This window comes from Shewanella canadensis (genome assembly GCF_003966225.1).
In the GTDB taxonomy this organism is placed as follows: Bacteria; Pseudomonadota; Gammaproteobacteria; order Enterobacterales; family Shewanellaceae; genus Shewanella; species Shewanella canadensis.
Genome location: NZ_RXNU01000002.1, coordinates 458609 through 477756, shown reverse-complemented (window position 1 = coordinate 477756; position 19148 = coordinate 458609). Strand labels below are relative to the sequence as shown.

10 protein-coding genes are annotated in these 19148 nt (G+C 48.7%); 8 read left to right on the top strand and 2 right to left on the bottom strand.

Translation table 11 applies throughout. From position 1 onward, the window contains the following. Nucleotides 1-230 precede the first annotated feature (230 nt). From EKG38_RS05530 to EKG38_RS05500, 7 genes are all read left to right on the top strand, one after another. Nucleotides 231-1610 (top strand): alanine/glycine:cation symporter family protein, encoded by a 1380-nt coding sequence (locus EKG38_RS05530; RefSeq protein ID WP_126519250.1) that lies wholly within the window; start codon nt 231-233, stop codon nt 1608-1610. 391 nt (nt 1611-2001) lie between these two features. Further along, nucleotides 2002-5676: an ATP-binding protein gene (locus EKG38_RS05525; protein ID WP_126519249.1), complete on the top strand. Its 3675-nt coding sequence runs from the start codon at nt 2002-2004 to the stop codon at nt 5674-5676. Continuing rightward, the gene (locus EKG38_RS05520; RefSeq protein ID WP_126519248.1) at nt 5676-6329 is read left to right on the top strand and encodes a condensin complex protein MksE; all 654 of its coding nucleotides are present in this window, start codon (nt 5676-5678) and stop codon (nt 6327-6329) included. Before EKG38_RS05525 ends, EKG38_RS05520 begins: the two co-directional genes overlap by 1 nt. A 1-nt stretch (nt 6330) precedes the next feature. Further along, nucleotides 6331-7551 (top strand): phosphoenolpyruvate carboxylase, encoded by a 1221-nt coding sequence (locus EKG38_RS05515; RefSeq protein WP_126519247.1) that lies wholly within the window; start codon nt 6331-6333, stop codon nt 7549-7551. Between the two features lie 532 nt (nt 7552-8083). Next, nucleotides 8084-9358: a dicarboxylate/amino acid:cation symporter gene (locus tag EKG38_RS05510; protein WP_126519246.1), complete on the top strand. Its 1275-nt coding sequence runs from the start codon at nt 8084-8086 to the stop codon at nt 9356-9358. Nucleotides 9359-9520: 162 nt separating this feature from the next. Beyond that, the gene (locus tag EKG38_RS05505; protein WP_126519245.1) at nt 9521-10756 is read left to right on the top strand and encodes an urea ABC transporter substrate-binding protein; all 1236 of its coding nucleotides are present in this window, start codon (nt 9521-9523) and stop codon (nt 10754-10756) included. Continuing rightward, on the top strand, nt 10753-12795 hold the full coding sequence (locus tag EKG38_RS05500; RefSeq protein ID WP_126519244.1) for a sensor histidine kinase: 2043 nt from the start codon (nt 10753-10755) through the stop codon (nt 12793-12795). The genes EKG38_RS05505 and EKG38_RS05500 overlap by 4 nt, the downstream gene beginning before the upstream one ends. Before the next feature lie 68 nt (nt 12796-12863). On the opposite strand, the gene EKG38_RS05495 is transcribed toward EKG38_RS05500, so the two are convergent. Together EKG38_RS05495 and EKG38_RS05490 are read right to left on the bottom strand one after the other, a co-directional pair. Continuing rightward, nucleotides 12864-14246, bottom strand: a complete 1383-nt coding sequence (locus EKG38_RS05495) for a sigma-54-dependent transcriptional regulator (protein ID WP_126519243.1) — start codon at nt 14244-14246, stop codon at nt 12864-12866. Continuing rightward, nucleotides 14243-16255, bottom strand: coding sequence for an ATP-binding protein (locus EKG38_RS05490; RefSeq protein ID WP_185826790.1), 2013 nt, complete (start codon nt 16253-16255; stop codon nt 14243-14245). The genes EKG38_RS05495 and EKG38_RS05490 overlap by 4 nt, the downstream gene beginning before the upstream one ends. A gap of 408 nt (nt 16256-16663) precedes the next feature. Between EKG38_RS05490 and EKG38_RS05485 the strand changes: the two genes are divergently transcribed. After that, nucleotides 16664-18454: a flavocytochrome c gene (locus EKG38_RS05485; protein WP_126519241.1), complete on the top strand. Its 1791-nt coding sequence runs from the start codon at nt 16664-16666 to the stop codon at nt 18452-18454. Nucleotides 18455-19148 lie beyond the last annotated feature (694 nt).

The following is a 19148-nucleotide window of genomic DNA, read 5'->3' as shown; positions in this document are numbered from 1 at the left end:
AGTTCAAGGCATGAAATAGCAGGACTAGTTATTCTAATTCAATATTTCATAACACAGAAAAATGTTGCTTATCGATTTGCCCTTCGGGAGTTCCCGTAGAATATCGGTGCAGCGTTAGTGATATCGACAAGGGAGCAACCATTCTCTCAATCACTGCCTTGCTCGGCTATCCTACGGGAGCTCTGAAACTCGCATCATGAGGTGGCTTGGGTAATAGACTCGAGGAATGTATGAATTTTCAACTCTTAATCGCCGACCTGCTGGCTAATGTTAACGCCATCGTTTGGGGACCTATTACCTTATGCCTTTTGGTTGGTACGGGACTCTATCTCACCGTCAGACTCAAGCTTATTCAGGTATTTCGCCTGCCTCTAGCGCTGAGGTTATTGTTTAAACCCGCGACTGGTAAGGGAGACCTCTCATCCTTTGCCGCCCTTTGTACTGCGCTCTCTGCGACAATCGGTACCGGTAATATTGTCGGTGTCGCCACCGCTATCAAGATTGGCGGCCCCGGCGCGCTGTTTTGGATGTGGCTGGCGGCCTTCTTCGGTATGGCCACCAAATATGCCGAGTGTATGTTGGCTGTTAAGTATCGCACTACAGATGCAAGGGGACAGATTGCCGGTGGACCCATGTATTATATCGAGCGTGGTCTGGGACTGGGCTGGATGGCAAAATTGTTCGCCGTGTTTGGTGTCGGCGTCGCTTTCTTCGGTATAGGTACCTTTGCGCAGGTCAATGCTATCAGCGATGCCATGACCATTGCCTTCCATGTGCCGACCTGGGTAACTGCCCTGGTGTTAACCGTGCTCGTTGCGGCGGTCACTCTGGGTGGGGTTAAGCGTATTGCCAATGTGGCGCAGAGGTTAGTACCGACGATGGCGCTAGGCTATATTCTGGCCTGCGTGTGGATCTTAGTCGCTTTTTCAGATCAAATTCTGCCGGCATTTCAGCTAATTATTGAGTCAGCCTTTACGCCTATCTCTGCTGCCGGTGGTTTCCTCGGGGCGACGGTAGCACAGGCGCTGCAAATCGGTATTGCCCGCGGCGTGTTCTCAAATGAAGCGGGACTGGGCAGCGCGCCGATTGCCGCCGCCGCAGCCAAGACCAATGAGCCGGTAGAGCAAGGCTTGGTCAGTATGACGGGCACATTTTTCGATACCATCATCATCTGTACCATGACCGGACTCGTATTGATCATTACCGGAGTGTGGAGTGGTGAAACTGCTGGTGCGGCCATGACCAGTGCCGCCTTTGCCAGCGGTGGTTCGGCATTGGTCGGCCAGTACTTAGTGACGGTCGCTCTGGTCTGTTTTGCCTTTACCACGATTTTAGGTTGGCACTATTACGGTGAGCGTTGTTGGTACTATTTGATGGGAGACAGGGGCCTACGGCTTTATCAGGGATTGTTTCTGGGCCTGATTGCTGTCGGGGCCTTCATTCAACTGGATATGATCTGGTTGCTTGCCGATACCGTTAATGGCCTGATGGCGATTCCTAACCTGATAGCAATTATCGGCCTACGTCATGTTATCCACGCTGAAACCGTACGTTATTTCTCCAAGCGTGACAGTAAGCTTGTGGATAATGCCGAGGTGATGCCGGGCTAAGGTCGCCAAGGTTAAAGGTGCGAGTGAATAGGTGGATATAAGCTCGCACCTTTAATTTAAATGGCTATATTACTCTGGTTTACTTCTCTTTCTCAGTTCCTTTATCTTTACTATAAACATGGCCGTTAGTGCCACTTTCGATTGCTCTTTCCTTGAACGTCATTTTGATGCAAATTAGCGTATGATCCCGCTTTTAAACTTCACTGAACATTGCCTGCGTGCACTTGATTGCGCTCGCTGCCGCTTTGATCTATTTTAGTGTCTCTAAAAAGATCGCTACGTGAGCCCTAAGGTTAACGAAAAGTGCAGAGAACCGACCCCGGCTCTGTGTTTGTGATGCTCTATTGCCTGCTTTGGCCTCAAAAGAGGCTCCGTTTGGATAAGGAAAGAAATGCCAAGCTTGAATCGAATTGTGCTTATCGATACGCACCTACCTGGCGTAGTGGAACTCGCCCTCGACGGTCACACGAATATCTGTGGTACCAATGCCTCAGGAAAGACAACGCTTCAGCGTTTGGTCCCGGTTTTTTATGGTGAGTATCCAAGTCGAGTCGTGCCCTCTACCCGAGATAGTTTTGAGCGTTGGTATCTGCCTCATGATTCAAGTTTTATCATCTATGAATATAAGCGCGCCGATGGCTTGTTAAATCAAGCGGTTCTGGCTTCTGCCGGTGATGGTAAAGGGGTTAATTATCGTTTCATCGCGAAGGAGTTCGAGCTTGACGATTATGTGAAGTCAAAAAATGGCGACACAGTGCTTTGCTATACCATGGCGGAGCTGGGCAGGGAGATGAAGCGTGCCGGCATCGCAGTGACTAACCTGCTTAATACCCGGGAATTTCGCGCCATAATTCAAAACGATCGTGCCCTGTTGAGCACGGGGAGTAATCGCACCGAGCTGCGCACCTACGCGAGACAGTTCTCTTTATGTGAACCCGAGCATTCACTGCGTCATATCGAAAAGTTAGCCAAGGCGGTGCACTCGAAAGAGGGCAAGATGGAGACGATAAAATCGATGATCGCCGCCATTTTGGAAGAGGACGGAGTTAATCCGCCGAGTTCACGTCTGAACCCTCAGCGTGTCGAAGCCTGGATACGAGACAGCCAGTTGATTCAGGGGTTCGAGCAGATCCGCCCGGAATTTGAAAAGCTTGAGCAGGAGTTTAATCAACTCTTGAGTGCCGAGCTGCGCCTTTCGAGTCTTAAGCGTGGTTACAGTAAAGATGAAACTACAGAAGTGGAGCGTCAGGAGCATAACCAAGACCTCTCCAAAGCGCTCAATGGTGAGTTAAGGCAGCTAGATGATGAGTGGAAAGAGCAGCGTGATGAGCTCAGCTTAGATCTGTCTGCCGCGAAGGGGGACGTCGCCAAGTGTGAGTATGAGTTAGACGCGATAGAAGACCAACACGGTGCCTTCTTAGATGCCGATATCGAACAGGCCAAATTGGACTTAGAGCAGCTGCCCAACTGGCGTGGCAGTTTGGAGAACTTGACCGAGCGCCATAAGCTGCAGACTGAGAAGCATCAGGATATCGAAGCGGCATACAATGCCCGTCGCAGTAAAATTGGTGAAGGGCTTAACAGGGAGCTGGAAAACCTGCATCAGGCTCAAGATAAGCAGCGCGAAGCCAGAGACAAGCAGCGTGAACAGGGGCGAAGCGAGCTGGAGGCGTTGGGCGGTCAATGGCGCGAGCTGATGGACAGTGGTCGTGAAAAGTTTCATCAAGAGGAATATCAACTTAAGTTATCGACAGCCGAACTCAAGGTGCGTGTCGATAGTGTGACCTATACAGAAGAGGAAAAGCTGGCATTGGCCGTGTTCGATGAGCGGATCACTCGGGCCGATGAAGAGCAGGAAGTCTGCAATACCAAGGTCGACAGGTTCACCATTGAGGAGCGTAAACTGCGTGCCAAGCGAGATCAGGCCAATGAGAGTCTGCGTCTGGCCGGTATTCGGGTGACTGAACGTGAGAGTGAGCTCGACGAACTACACCATGTTCTGTTTCCTCAATCTCATACACTGCTTGAGTTTTTACGCAAAGAGGTCGATGGCTGGGAGAACAGTTTAGGTAAGGTGATCAACCCTGAGTTGTTACATCGCAGCGACCTGCACCCAGCCATGCTCAGTGATGACTTAGAGGCCCTCTATGGAATTCAGCTGGATCTTAAGGCTATCGAGTCGCCGGAATATGCGGCTTCTGAGCAAGAGTTACGTATTCGTCATGCTAAGGCCGAAGAGGCGTTAGTCGGCGCCAAAGAGTTACAGGCCGAGGCCGAAGACAGCCTGGTCGCCATCAATGCAGAATTGGATGGGTTGACCCGGGAATTGACCTTTGCCCGTACGGCCTATAAGAACAGTCGTGACGATCTTCGCCGCCTGTTCGATGATAAGCGCGCCGAGCAAGATAAGATCAATAAAGCACTCAAGGAACGAAAATCAGAAGCGCAGAAGCAACTGAGCCGTTTAGACAGTGATATCAAGCAGCTGAAGCATCAACACCAGGAATGGCTCGAAGAGCAAAAAGAGCAGGCATTAGAAGCCAGAATGGAGAAAAATGCCTACTGGCAGGAGGTGGTTGGCGCGTTAGACACTCAGCTGGAGCAGACAAAGGAAAATATTCAACAAAGACGCGATCATGCTAAGAGCGAGCTCAAGGCCTGTGAGCAATGGTATAAGAACGAGCTTAAATCTCGTGGTGTCGATGAAGATAAGATCCTGGCACTTAAGCAAGAGATCCGGGGGCTGGAGTCGAGTATCTGTCAGGCTGAACAGCGTCGTAACGAGGTACTCAGATATGAAGATTGGTATCAGCATACCTGGTTAATGCGTAAGCCTAAGTTGCAAACTGAGCTGAGCACAGTCAAACATGCAACCTCAGATCTCGAGCAGCAACTCAAGTCAAAAGCCAATGAAGTTAAAGCGAAAAGACAGGAGCTGGATGGCCAGCGTAAGCAATCTGATGCCATACAGGTAGAGGCATCGGAGAACTTAACTAAACTGCGTAGCGTGATGCGTAAGCTTAGTGAGCTTAAATTGCCGGCTAATAATGATGATGCTCAGGGGGGCCTCACCGAACGTCTGCGCCAGGGTGAAGACCAGCTACTGAAAAGAGACAGCTTATTAGGCTCGGTTAAGCAGTATGTGGAGCATTTCGACTCGGTTATCGCCAGCAAGTCAGGCTCGAGTCTGTCTGAGACCTGGGAGCGGGCTCGTGAAGAGTCCAGCTTTGTAAACGATAAAGGGATCCGCCTGTTGGATTACCGCAAGCTGGTCCCTCAACTCGAACAGCTGCTCAATGTGATGGTGCCGCAATCGATTATGGCGCTGCGTGAGCAGGGACGAATTTTTGGTGTCGATCTCACCGCATTTTATGATGTACTGGCCGATATCGATCGCCGCATCGCCTCGCAAAGTGCGCGGATCACCCGTGAAGTGGGTGAAGAGCTGTTTCTCGACGGGGTATCCGAGTCTGCGGTTAAGATCCGTTCACGGATCAGCGAGCTGGAGTTCTGGCCTGAGCTGGAGGAGTTTGTTAAAGCCTTCCGTCAATGGAAAGCCGATGGATTCAGCGAGCTTCCCGGTGAAAACTACACCAATAGTATGCGCCGGGCCCTGGATATTATCGGTCGAGCCGCACTTTCCGGCGGTATCTCTAAACTGCTCGAAATTGAGCTGAGGCTAAAAGAGGGTAACAGCGATCTGGTGATCCGCACCGATCGCCAGCTCAATGAGTCTTCCAGTCACGGTATGGCATATTTGATCTTATGTAAGTTCCTGCTGGCATTTACCCGCCTGCTCCGTGGCCGCTCGGATGTCACTATTCATTGGCCAATCGATGAACTCGGCACCTTGCATCATACCAACGTGAAGAAGATTTTCGATGCCTGTGAAAACAACAATATTTCCGTTCTGGGCGCCTTCCCTAACCCAGAATCTGAGGTACTAAACTTGTTCGCTAACCGCTACATCATCAATAAACAGACTCGGAAACTTCAGGTGGTGAAGCCTCAGGCTAACCCTATCGCAGATAAATTGAATAAACGATTCGCAAGGGAGGCGGTGTAATGAGTGAGATGACAGAAACCGCAATTGTCGGAACGGGCGCCATCATAGAACGTCTACTTAAGGGAGAGTTTATCTGTCGAACGACCGATGAAGAAGCCTGGCGTTCACTGAAGAGTTCAACCACTAGAGAGCGGGTCGAAACCTATCTGAACCAGATAAACCGGACCATAGGTTCGGCGGGGGAGGGCGAGGTGTTCTTCTGTGGCTACCTGCAGCTTGGGGATGCGGAGCGTAAAGTGATCTCTTCTCAGTTCAGGGATATCTGTAATGCACTCATCCCGCTGGTCGAGTGGCTGGTGCTGGTACAGGAGTCCAGTGGACAAGACGCCCCCCTGTCTGAGGGCGCCGCGGTACGTTTGACTGAGCTGCAAACCCGCATAGAAGACACGCCAGCATTTCGAGAGCAACTGGCTAAGATAAGCCATTACCGTCTGTTTGGCTCGACCAGCAGCAACGTCGATAACCAGATTAAATTGGTGTTCAAACGTTTAGTCGAGTTGGGCTACCTTACCCGTCCCAATGCCGAGAAGCAGATCTTTATCGCCACCGGCAAGTTAGATTATCTCTATGAGGTTATCCGTTTTATCGATGAAACCGAAGGGCTGAGTCTGGAAGCGCAGGCTGAGACCGCCACCCAAAGGGATCTGGTTTAAGATGAGTACAAACTTACATCAGGCCGGGGTCAAGCTGCTTAAGCAGTTGGGAAGACACGCCGATCTCGTTATGGATGTCTACCTTTCGGGCTCCGTACCCGAAGGGGGAGAGAACGCGGCCGCGATCGAAAAGCTGCGTAAGAGTGAAATCCTGTGGCGTCCTGAGCCGGATCAGGAGTTACGTCTCAAGCGTTCGGTGCGCGCTGTGCTCGAAGAGGCGCTGAGTGATGAGCGTAATCGTCAGATAGACTCCAATGTCGGCTCCTCCTTAGCCAGTATTAAAACCTTGGCGGGTCATTATAAAGAGGCACGCCATAACGTCGATTATAGTGCTTCTGAGGCCTATCTAGCCGACTTGAATGAGCACGTGTATAGCTTCGCCGAAGGGCTGAGATACTCGATACGTGTGCTGTGGAGTCGTATCAACAACGAATTTGGTTATGTCGGTACCATTAACGCCAAGATCCGTGAAAACGAGTTAGCCCAGAGTCAGGTGACAGAGCTACTCAATGGCTTGGAGATGTTCCAGTTTAGTGAGTTGGGTGAAATAGCGGGTGATATTCGCGAACTGCGAAAACTTCTGGTCACTAGCCTGCAAGAGACTCTGAGTGATTGTACTCAGGAGCTCAGTGTGGTGCAGGGACGATTACTCGAGTTGCTCGGGCGCTTCCGCCAAATAAGAGGGCGTACCCGTCTGCTTAAGGGGTGGCTGCTTTATACCGATCTGCATCCGGATTACATGCCCGTCGATCATGTCAGCCACAAACAGTTGCCCACGCTATTTAACCGCGCGGAAGCCATCCTGGCGCCGGCTGCGGTGGATGTACATAACACAGGTTATGAGCCCGAGCTGTTAGATATCGTTTCACGCATTAAAGCCATCGCTCGTACGAATCATGATCCTCAGCTTCGTGAGCATGATGTCAGTGTCTCCCTGAGCCAGGCTGAAGAATTTGATATTCCGGATAACCCGCTGAAACTGGCCGTCGATGAGTATTTCTGCTCGGTTATCGACTCGGGACGGAATCAATCTGCGTTGGAGTACCTTGATGAACAGAACCTGCCTTGGGAGAGGGAAAGCTGGTTATATCAGGTTATCTGTGGCTATGAAGGCCTTCCCGAGGAGCACAGGCACTATTTTGAGCTGGAGCCTATCGGTGAGCCCGATCCGGTCTACACAGGTAACTTCATTATTCGGGATGTAGAGATCTGGCTGGCTTAAATACTATGTCTTAAATACCTCGCCTTAAATACCTTGTCTTAAATACTCAGTCTTAATATGGACTTGTGCACTGTAAGGGCCGTTGATAGGTTTCCCCCATCAACGGCTTTTTTTTAACCAAAAAACAAACTAACTATCCTGATGTGAGCTTATTACTGGCTTTCCGCTCTGCTATGCGTTTATTTGTCAGCGTAATCCACTGCTTCGGCGTTGCGTGTCAGGCGTATTGACTATTGAAAGTGTGTCCGCGCTGGTGCACGTGTTGCATAAATGGTAGTGATGTAAAAGTTATTATTGGTGTCGGCAGCGTTACTGTCTGTTTGTTCGTGTTTTTATGCTTGTTTATGTGAGGGTTATGAAATTGTATCAAATTGCATATTTTCGATTCTGATTGAAATTGTGGCCAGCATGATTCACTATCGGTTGCAAAGAAGGGAACTCATTCCCTCAATTAAAAGGCATCTGCACTAAAAGTGTCCGATGTTGAATTAAAAAGGCACGCAAAAAGAGGTGCCGAATTGAAGGCAGGCATATGACAAAATCACTTTCTACGCGGATCTTTATCGGTCTGTTCTCCGGATTAATATTCGGCTCCATTATTCAATACCTTCTCGGCGATATCGGCTTCTTTTCCGGTACTGTGGTCGAACTCTCCTCCGGTGTCGGTACCATGTTCGTCAATATGATCATGATGCTGGTCGTGCCGCTGGTGTTTGTCAGTATCGTATGTGGTGTTTTGGAGCTTGATGACCTAAAGAGCTTCGGTCGTTTAGGCGGGAAAACATTTGGTTTCTACATCATCAACACGCTAGTCGCAATATTTGCGGCATTGACGGTGGCACTGCTACTGCAGCCTGGCTTAGGTGTAGATATGTCAGGTGGGACGGGCGCTGAAATTACCGCAACAGAGCTCCCTAATCTGGTTCAGCTCATCGTTAATATTGTTCCTAATAACCCGGTCGCGGCTTTCACCTCGGGTAACATGCTACAGGTCATCTTCATGGCATTGCTTTTTGGCGGTGTGATTAAGTCTCTGGGTGATGCCGTACCCCTGTTGGTGCAAGGGTTCCAGGAAGGCAATAAGCTGATGATGAAGCTTATTACTGTTGTGATGCAGCTGGCTCCCATTGGTGTTTTCGCCTTGATGCTGAAGCTGGGTGCAACACTCGAGGCGAGTATCTTCCTGAGTGTACTCGAGTATCTGGTCGTTATTTTAGGCCTGTTGTTGACGTGGATCTTCATCGTCTATCCGATGGCGGTCGGTGCCTTTACCTCAGTATCGGCGAAAGAGTTCCGGGCTAAAACCCGGGAACAGATCTTATTCTCACTCTCTACTGCAAGCTCGAATGCTACCATTCCTGTGACCATGCGAACCTTGACCGATAAGTTAGGCGTTAAGCGTGCTATTGCGGGCTTTGGTGTCCCCCTTGGGGCGACCATGAATATGGGCGGAGTGTCTATCTATATCACTATTGCCATCTTCTTCGTTGCTAATGCCTTTGGCGCACCTATTGCGATGGATCAACTTCCCGCCTTGTTATTCAGCATCTTCTTGCTGTCGGTGGGAGCCGGTGGTGTTCCCGGTGGCGGAATGGTGATGATAGGTGTGCTCATTCACCAAATGGGCCTGCCAGTAGAAGCATTCGCCATTGTGGCAGCGTTAGATAGGCTGATCGATATGGTGCTGACATCTTGTAACGTGGTTGGTGATGCGGCTGTCCTGACTATTGTCGATGAAACCGAGAAAGGTGTCGAGGATGAGAGCGATGCCGGAGCCCTTCCGGTTCAAGAAACCAATCAGGCATAAATGATTCGCTGAACGCTAAAAGCAAAAAGTCAAAATCGGAACAGCCCACAGATTAACTCTGTGGGCTTTTTTTTTGCCTGCATCCCACCTCCCTTCGAGTGGATAAACCTCACTTATCTGCCAAAATTAAACTTGGTGAATCCAGTTTTACGACAATGACCTATGGCAATGGAAAGAGAGTGCACACCTCAAGGGTATCTCTGCAGGTGGAGATGGTTAGCGATAGCCATACTTCTTGCTGTGGGCATTGTTGCCTGTGATACAAAAGATGATGCCACCATAAAGGTTGGTATCTTGCACTCTATGAGCGGCACGATGGCATTCAGTGAACGAGATCTGGTCGATGTGCTTATCATGGCAATCGAAGAGATTAATGCCAGTGGTGGGGTATTGGGAAGACAGTTAGAACCTGTTTTGGCCGACGGTGCATCGAACTGGTGGCAGTTTTCAAAGGAGGCGGAGCGACTCATTGTTCAGGAACGGGTTGCGGTACTCTTTGGTTGCTGGACCTCGAGTAGCCGTATCGCGGTTAAGCCTATTGTTGAACGTTATGAGCATCTGCTGTTCTACCCACTGCAATATGAGGGGCTGGAACAGTCGCCGAATATTATCTACACGGGAGCCACACCGAATCAGCAGATCATACCCGGTGTTCACTGGGCGCTGGAAAATATAGGCCAGAGCGTCTACCTCCTTGGCTCCGATTATATCTTCCCCCGAGCCGCTAATATGCTGATTAAGGATCAGCTGAAAAACCGTGGTATTGAGCCTCTGGGAGAGATGTACCTGCCCCTGGGATCATCAGATATCTCTCGTGCTATTGAAGATATTCGCAGGCTGAAGCCGGATCTGGTGTTCAATACCATTAACGGTGACAGTAATATCGCATTTTTCAATGGCCTGAGTGGGCTACAGGAGACCAAGGTGGTCTCTTTTAGCATTGCCGAACCTGAGGTATTAGCCATCGGCATCGATCAAATGTTGGGGCATTATGCCGTCTGGAACTATTTCCAGAGCATCGATAGCCCTGAGAATCGGCAATTTGTAAGTGCGTTTAAAGCGCGCTTTGGTAAAGAGCGGGTCGTTAACGATCCTATGGAGGCAACCTATATCGGTATTAAGTTGTGGGTTCAGGGGGTGGCAGCGGCTGGTACCTTCGATCCACTGAGGGTTAAACATGCCCTAGGCTATCAGAGTCTCAATGCACCTCAAGGTATCGTCTCAGTTGACATGGGCAGTCAACATTTGTGGAAAACGGTGCGCATCGGGCGGGTACAAAGTGATGGACAGTTTGAAATAGTCTGGCGAAGTGATTCCCCCATCAGGCCCACACCTTTCCCCAAGTATCACAGCCGGTCGATCTGGCTGCAACGCCTGCAGGAGCTCAAGTATCGATGAGACGGTATAACTTATCGACCATGCTTTTTGTCTGGCTACTTTTAAGTGTCATGACTCCGACTGTGATCTTATCCGGTCTATATCTCAGTTCTTTCAAGCACGCTTTCTTGCAACAGGAGCAGGTACACCTATCTCAGTTTGCCGATAATAAGGTGAAACAGATTGAAGACTATATAAGCGAACGAATCTCGGATGTATTTAGTCTGTCGCAGTCGGTCGAAACGGTAGAAGCCTTCTCTCAACTCTCCCCTCTATATCGCCATGGCGGTGAGCAGGCCCAGCAATATCCTCAACTACTGGCCGAGCTAAAGAAGCGATACCAACACTACCAAGATGATGGTTACCTCGATCTGTTACTTATCTCTGCCTCTGGTGATCTCCTGTTTTCGTTAGGGATGAATAGCCATTTTCCGTCAAAGGTAAATCTTGATCCTGAGACGGTTAGTGGCTTAAATTTTGTTGTAAAACGAGCTAAGTATTTTCTGGAGTCCTCCTCATCGAGCTTTGAGTATGACGGTCCGAGTGAGCAGGCGGTGGCATTTATAGGCTCTCCTGTGTTAGTTCAGGGGCGTCTGATAGGCATAGTCGTGCTTCAGGTCGACAGTCAGATCATTCAGAAGGTGACCTTAGAGGTAGGCGGTTCAAGGTCGAGTAGAGAGGTCGTTGTTGCGGCCAGACAGGGAGATTATTTCAGTTATCAGGTCGAGCTTAAATATGATGCCGATGCGATCGTAGGCGAACCCCAACCGATTTCGGCGTTATCCGAGTCACTTTCTAAGGCTCTGTCGGGTCGAAGGCATATCGGTGTCGATATTGATTATCGCGCAGTGGAAGTGCTGGCGGCTTCACGTTATATCCCGTCAGTACAGTGGGGATTAGTGTTCAAGGAGGATATGAGTGAGGTCGTTCAGGTTTACGATCAGATTTTTCAACTGGGGCTGCTGATATTGTTTGTGGTTCTGATTGGCGTTTTGCTTGTTTCTGGCTTGCTTGGAAGCATGTTGGCTAAACCATTCGAGTCCATGACACAGATGACCCGGTCCATTACCTCGGGTGAGACTGACGCCAGAATAAAGCCTGAAGGCTTCAGGGAGAGTTATGAGTTGGCACTCTGCTTTAACCAGATGTCTCATGCCCTCTCTCTGGCCAGAGAAACGTTAGAGCAGCAGGTCGAAGAGCGTACCTTAGAATTAACCAATGAGATTGATTTGCGGCAGAATAAAGAGGCTGCACTTGCAGAAAGTTATAAAAAATTAAATCTGTCGATGAAAAACTTGCAAGCGATGCAGTCACAGCTCATCGAGTCGGAGAAGATGGCGGCGCTGGGGGGGCTGGTTGCCGGTTTTGCCCATGAGTTGAATACCCCTATAGGTGTTGCCATCACGGCATCTTCGCTCCTGCTAAGGGAGTTAACCATCTTAGAGCAGAGTTACAGTAGCGACGAGCTGACTGAAGCGGTATTTAAACAGTATCTGGATGATATTAAAGCGGCGTGTACCCTGTTGGAGAAAAACCTTAAGCGGTCCGCTTCACTGGTGAGAGACTTCAAATTAGTGGCCGTCGAGCAAACGAACCTTCACAAAGAGAAGTTTGTACTTCGCGAATTGATAGAATCATTACTGACCAGCTTGTCTCCGGAGACCAAAAAATATCCTGTCGAAATATCCAATAGAGTTCGGGAGGATATTGTCGTTAACTCCTATCCGGGGGACTTCTATCAAGTGTTTACGAATTTAATCCTTAATTCATTAATCCATGGTTTTACCGGTTACCGGGATGGAGGGTTAATTATCGATGCATCGATGACCGAGGACCTGCTAACCATAACGGTTTCCGATAATGGCAAAGGCATTCCAGAAAAAAATTGCAGCAGTATATTCGAGCCATTTTTCACCACGAAACGCGGTAATGGCGGGAGTGGCTTGGGGCTCAGTATTGTCTACAACATAGTTAAACAAAAACTTCATGGTGACATCAAAGTAAGGTCGACATTAGGGCAAGGAACTGAGTTCATAATCACTTGCCCTGTCGAAGATTAAGCCCACTTCTATAACTCCGATTCAGATCGTGCGGAGTAGCCTGGGCTTATTATCGATTGGATTAACCGTTATTTCTCCTTTGTCATTCGTCTGCTCAGGGCACTTTGGCTTATGCCCAGCATCTGCGCCGCAGCGGTTTGATTATTTGCCGTGCGGCTCATGGCCTCATTAATCAGTGCATTACTCATCTCGGCTAAGGTTGGCAAACTCTTTGGAAAAACCAGAACGTTTTGTGGAGACTCACGGTCGCCTTTTTGCTCTTTTATCGCCTCCATGAAGGGGGAGATATTGAGTTGAACGCCATCGCTGCGGCTCACCGCATCGAAGACCATGCCTTTCAGTTCATGAAGATTTCCCGGGAAGGCGTAGTCTGCCAGTTGGCTCGCTAAGTTTCCGGGTTGCTGCGGGGCATCGAGATCCATCTCTTCAGCCGCCAGGGCGATAAAGTGGTTGATGAGCATAGAGAGATCTAGAGTACGGTTTCTCAGTGGGGGTAATTTTATCTTGTGTGAACGCAATCGGTATAGCAGATCGCTGCGAAACTTTCCGGCCTGATTCAGTGCCAGCAGATCGTTTTGAGTCGAGGTGATGATCTTACAGTTAACCGGGTAGGGGCGATCGCTGCCTATCGGATAGTACTGTTTATGCTCGATCACATCGACCAGTTTTGCCTGGGCTTCTAAGGGCAGATCGCCAATCTCATTGAGATAGAGCAGTCCGGTATTGACTTGATGTAACACGCCTGCCTGAGCGGAAACCTGACCGTCTTCGTGGGTATGGAGCTGCCCGAACAGCTGTAGTTCAAACGCGTCGGTACCGATCCCGGCAAGGTTCACGTTGATGAAGGGGGCATCGGGACAACAGAGTTTATGGCAAGACTTGGCAAATTCATCTTTTCCCGTACCGCTCTCACCGAAGATGAGGATGGGCTCGGGGCTTAGCGCGACGGCTTCCAAATATCTGAACTGATCCAGCAGGGCGGGTTCACAGGTCAAAATATTATTGAAGGCCTCCGGCTGACTCAGGGTGCGGCTCAAGAAGCTCTCTTTTATCCGCAGGTAGTTTCTTTCCAAGCCAACAACTTCAAGGGCTCTGCGTACCGTTCGGGCCAGGTCGTCAACATTGTCTGTCTTGATAAAGTAATCATAGGCGCCGTTTTTGATGCAGCGAACCGCAGTATCGACCTCATTGACTCCGGTTACTATGATAACGCGGGTCTTCGGAAAGTCTGCGCGGATCATCTCGAGCAGTGTCTCACCCGAGTGAAATGGCATCGTCAGATCGAGTAGCACTAAGGCGTAATCGCCCACAGTAAGACGGTTAACGACCTGCCTGCTGTCGACACAGGTATCGACTTGCGCTTCGGGTACGAGTCGATTGATTGTAACGGCTAAGGTTCTCAGCCATGAGGCTTCATCATCGACTAATAAAATATTTCGCGCGAGTTTCATATTAGCTGCTCCAATGAAAAGAGAAGTTTGATGCATGTTCCCTTACCCTGGCGAGAGGTTATCTGCATTTCACCCTTGTGTTCTTTGATGATTCTGCTGCATACCGATAAGCCGAGTCCGGTGCCGCCACAGGAGCGACGAGTCGTAAAGAAAGGCTCTGTTATACGTTGTAGCGTAGCTTGATCCATACCAGAACCGTTATCGCAGATGATTAAACAGGCTTTACCATCCACAATGCTGGTTTCTATTGTGATCATGCCGACATCGGTATCCGTTCCATCATCTTGGGGCGATGCATGGCAGGCATTTTGAATAAGATTAATCAGTACTTGATGCAGTTGCTGCGCATCGCCCATTATCATCGGCTCTGGTTGGTGAAGTTGGGTTCTGATTTTAAATATTTTAATCTGATTTGCCGTCAAGCGCAGTGACACCTGTACCACCTCATTCAGGCTTAATCTTTGGTGCTCGGTGGCAATATTGGGTAAGGCATAGCGTTTTAAGTCATTCACGATCCGGCTTATTCGGGTGGCACCCTCATCGATATTGAGGCAAGTATAATGCAGTTCATGTAGGGCGCGTTCCGGTTCCAACCCTGCGATTAGCCAAAAAGGATTTTGTTTCTGGTAGGCATCGGTTGCCGGCTGAAGATCTTTGAGTGCATCATTTAAGAAAGCCACGGAATGGATAATAATCCCAGTAGGGTTATTGATCTCATGGGCGATTCCGGCGGAGAGTTCGCCTAATGAGGCTAAGCGGCTCGCTTCATTATTGGCTTGTCTGAGTTGATGACGCTCCGTGGCTTCCTCCAATAGGATGACAGCCTGATCCTCACCTATGGGGTGAATTTGGAGCTGCCAGAATTGATCCAGAAAACTCATATCTTCAGTCAGGGATTTCTGACTGTTTAAGACTTCAAGCAGGGTGGTTTTTAGTTCGAAAGGTTCACCATGGGTAAAGTGAAATTCGGAGTTTTTGAGTAAGTCATTATTATTATCATTACTCCACAAACAATCACATTCCCTATTGAATAGCGTGACGCCATGGGGGATCCCATTCAGCACCGATTGAAACTGTTGAGATAGGTTGGATATTTGATGTTCGGCCTTGCGACGTTGTGCTAACTCAAGATTCAGTGAACGGGTACGTTTTCGAAGACTTCTGCTGATATAGCCGGTGAATATCATGCCGAGTGCCGAGATGATGCTCACAGCGATGGCCAGAGACAACATATTCTTCTGGGTGGAGGTGAGATCGACTTTTTCCCGACCCGTACCAAACCACTTATTGACGAGTCTGTCGTATTCCCCGGATAGTTTTAACTGCCTGAGGGCATCGTTAATTTGGCCCATCAGGGGCGCGTTGACGTTGTGACTCACAAAATTAAATGAACCATATATGAGTGCATCGCTGGAACTTCTTATCGATGGATAAAGCGGGAGGAGACGTCTGGCGACAAAGTTCTCGGCGAGAACCACATCGACCTCTCCCTTGATTAACAGCTGAAAGCCGGTCTCATAGAGATCTACATCGACTCGCTCAAATTCCTGTGGCTGACCCGATATATAGACGTCCACGAAGGCGCCTTTCTTGATGGCAACCCGCTTACCGACAAGGTCGTGCCAGCTGTTGATAAAGGATTTCCCCTGCAATGTGTATGCCTTGGCATGGGTGGCATAGATGGGATCAGACTGACTGAGCTTTCTGTCTATGCTGACCGGGCTGACAACGGCGATGACGTCGATAGGGCAGTCTGGATCATGAACATCGGTCAGCAGTTGCTGAAATGTTTTACGTCTGACAACGATTCTTTTATCGATGAGTTGTCCAATTCTGCCTATTAGCTCGAGGTTAAACCCTTGGTCAACACCATTGTTACGCCACTCCAGCGGGGCCGTTTTTGAATGAACACCAAACACAATACTCTTGTGTGACAAGTCTTGTGCCTGTGCGGCCAGGTAAGGTGCATGGAAACAGAGTGCCATGACTAATATAAGAAGATATTTCATAGCGGTGATTTTAACATGTTCGATAGCTAATGAACTGTGGCGATGGACGCAAATTTGTTTCAACATACTGCTCTAGCGGAAGAGCTAATCGGCGGTAAATGTCATCGAATCGGTTTTTTGTGATCCATTCATATATGGCCTATGCAAAATTGCATAACGGCTTGCTAAATTATGCATCTTTGCATGAGTGATATCTTCAGCTGTGAAGCCCGCTTGATTTTCGTTTTCTCTATCTCTGTTCACCTTGAGCAAGATGCCTGGATCGCCCAAAATTAATTTGAAACAGAAAGCTGAGAATATCCTACTCTTATGGGGTCAGAAAACTCAGCTCAAATACTAGAGATGAGCTTGTAGATATCGCGACTATTTAAACAAATGAGTTGTTCTATTGAAAAGCTAGGAGACGTGATGAAAAACTTTAAAAAAGCTATATGCCTGGCCACCTTAATTGGTTCCGCAGGAATGGTAGCGAACGCAACTGCTGCAGATAACCTTGCCGACTTTCATGCTGAAAACCAAGAGTGTGATAGCTGTCATACAGCGGATGGTGAACTATCTAACGATAGCCTTACTTATGAAAATGAGCAGTGTGTTTCTTGTCACGGCTCCATGGAAGAGGTCGCTGAAGAGACGGTACATGAGCATTACAATGCCCATGATTCTCACTTCCCTGGAGAGATCGCTTGTACCTCTTGTCACAGTGCCCATGAAAAATCTATGGTCTATTGTGATTCTTGCCACAGCTTCGACTTCGATATGCCGTATGTAGGCAAGTGGGAACGTCATGAGCCAAGCATTGCAGACCTTGCTAAAGATAAATCTGAGCGTGAAGCGGCATTAGCCCTTGCACCAAAAGATACTGTCGATGTGGTCGTTGTCGGTTCTGGTGGAGCGGGTTTCTCTGCATCTGTTTCAGCCCATGATCATGGCGCAAAAGTAATTCTTATCGAGAAAGAGCCAGTTATCGGTGGTAATGCAAAACTTGCAGCCGGTGGTATGAATGCCGCTTGGACCGATCAGCAAAAAGCTAAAGGCATCGAAGATAGCCTTGAGTTGATGACTAAAGACACCATGAAAGGTGGCCGTAACATCAACGACCCTGCACTCGTTGACGTGCTGGTTTCTCACTCAAAAGGATCTGTCGATTGGATGACAGCCATGGGTGCAGATTTAAGTGATGTAGGCCGTATGGGTGGCGCATCGGTTAACCGTACTCACCGTCCAACAGGTGGTGCTGGTGTTGGCGCACACGTTGTTCAGGTACTTTACGATAACGCCGTTAAGCGTGATATCGATATGCGTATGAACACACGTGGTATCGAAATCCTTAAAGATGACTCAGGTAACGTTAAAGGCCTGCTAGTTAAGGGGATGTACAAGGGTTACTACTGGATTAAGGCCGATGCAGTTATTCTGGCTACCGGTGGTTTCGCTAAGAATAATGAACGTGTTTCTAAGCTTGATCCTAAGCTGAAAGGCTTCGTATCGACTAACCAACCTGGTGCAACAGGTGATGGTATCGATGTTGCCGGCAATGCTGGCGCAGCAATGGTAGACCTTGAGTACATCCAGGCTCACCCAACACTTTCTGTGAAAGGTGGTGTGATGGTAACTGAAGCTGTACGTGGTAACGGTGCAATTTTGGTTAACCGTGAAGGTAAGCGTTTCGTCAACGAGATCACGACTCGTGATAAAGCCGCTGCTGCGATTTTACAACAAACAGGCAAATCAGCTTACTTGATTTTCGATGATTCAGTACGTAAGTCATTGTCGAAAATTGATAAGTATATTGGTCTAGGCGTCGCTCCTACTGCCGATACGCTTGTTAAGCTAGGTAAGCTAGAGAATATCGATGGTAAGGCTCTGACTGAAAGCGTTGCTCGTTATAATACTTTCGTTACCAGTGGTAAAGATGCTGATTTCGAGCGTCCAAACTTACCTCGTGCAATCAATGAAGGTAACTACTACGCTATCGAAGTGACTCCAGGTGTTCACCACACTATGGGTGGTGTGATGATTGATTCTAAAGCAGAAGTTATGAATGCTAAGAAGCAGATTATCCCTGGCCTATATGGTGCTGGTGAAGTGACCGGTGGTGTTCACGGTGCTAACCGTCTAGGTGGTAATGCTATCTCTGATATCATCACCTTCGGTAGATTAGCCGGTGAACAAGCGGCGGCTTACTCTAAGAAGAAATAATCTTCTAGAAATAGTCCTCAACTCTTTAAAGAGTTAGTACACTTAGAAACGAGTAACGCTCTCCGGTTTACTCGTTTCAATTAGCCATTAATGAAAAGCCACAGTCTCCGTGCTGTGGCTTTTTTATGTCTGGAACATTTATGAAGGTTTCCCAGGGATGGGAAGAAACCTTCGTTGCGTCTGGCCACAAATGTTCCCTCGATAACTGCGTCCTGCGTTACTCTACCTCCTATATCCATATAGTCGTACATTTGTTGGCATTCCCGCCTCTGACCCATAGGAATAGGATTGGAATAGGGGGAAATGTCTTCGAAGCGAAGGGAGCGCTTTAGACCCTGGCAGTCAGAACACTTATGAAGGTTTCTCAAGGGCCAATGATGCTCCCGGCATCAATATGGCATTGACATAAATACCATACCTACCCATGCATGGCGGTTGTGTGGGGGGCATAATTGTTCCAGACATAAATACCATACCTACCCATGCATGGCGGTTGCGTGGGGGCATATATGTTCCAGACATAAATACCATACCTACCCATGCATGACGGTTGTGTGGGGGGCATAAATGTTCCAGACATAAATACCATACCTCCCCATGCATGGCGGTTGTGTGGGGGCATAAATGTTCCAGACATAAATACCACACCTATCCATCCATGGCGGTTGTGTGGGGGCATAATTGTTCCAGATAT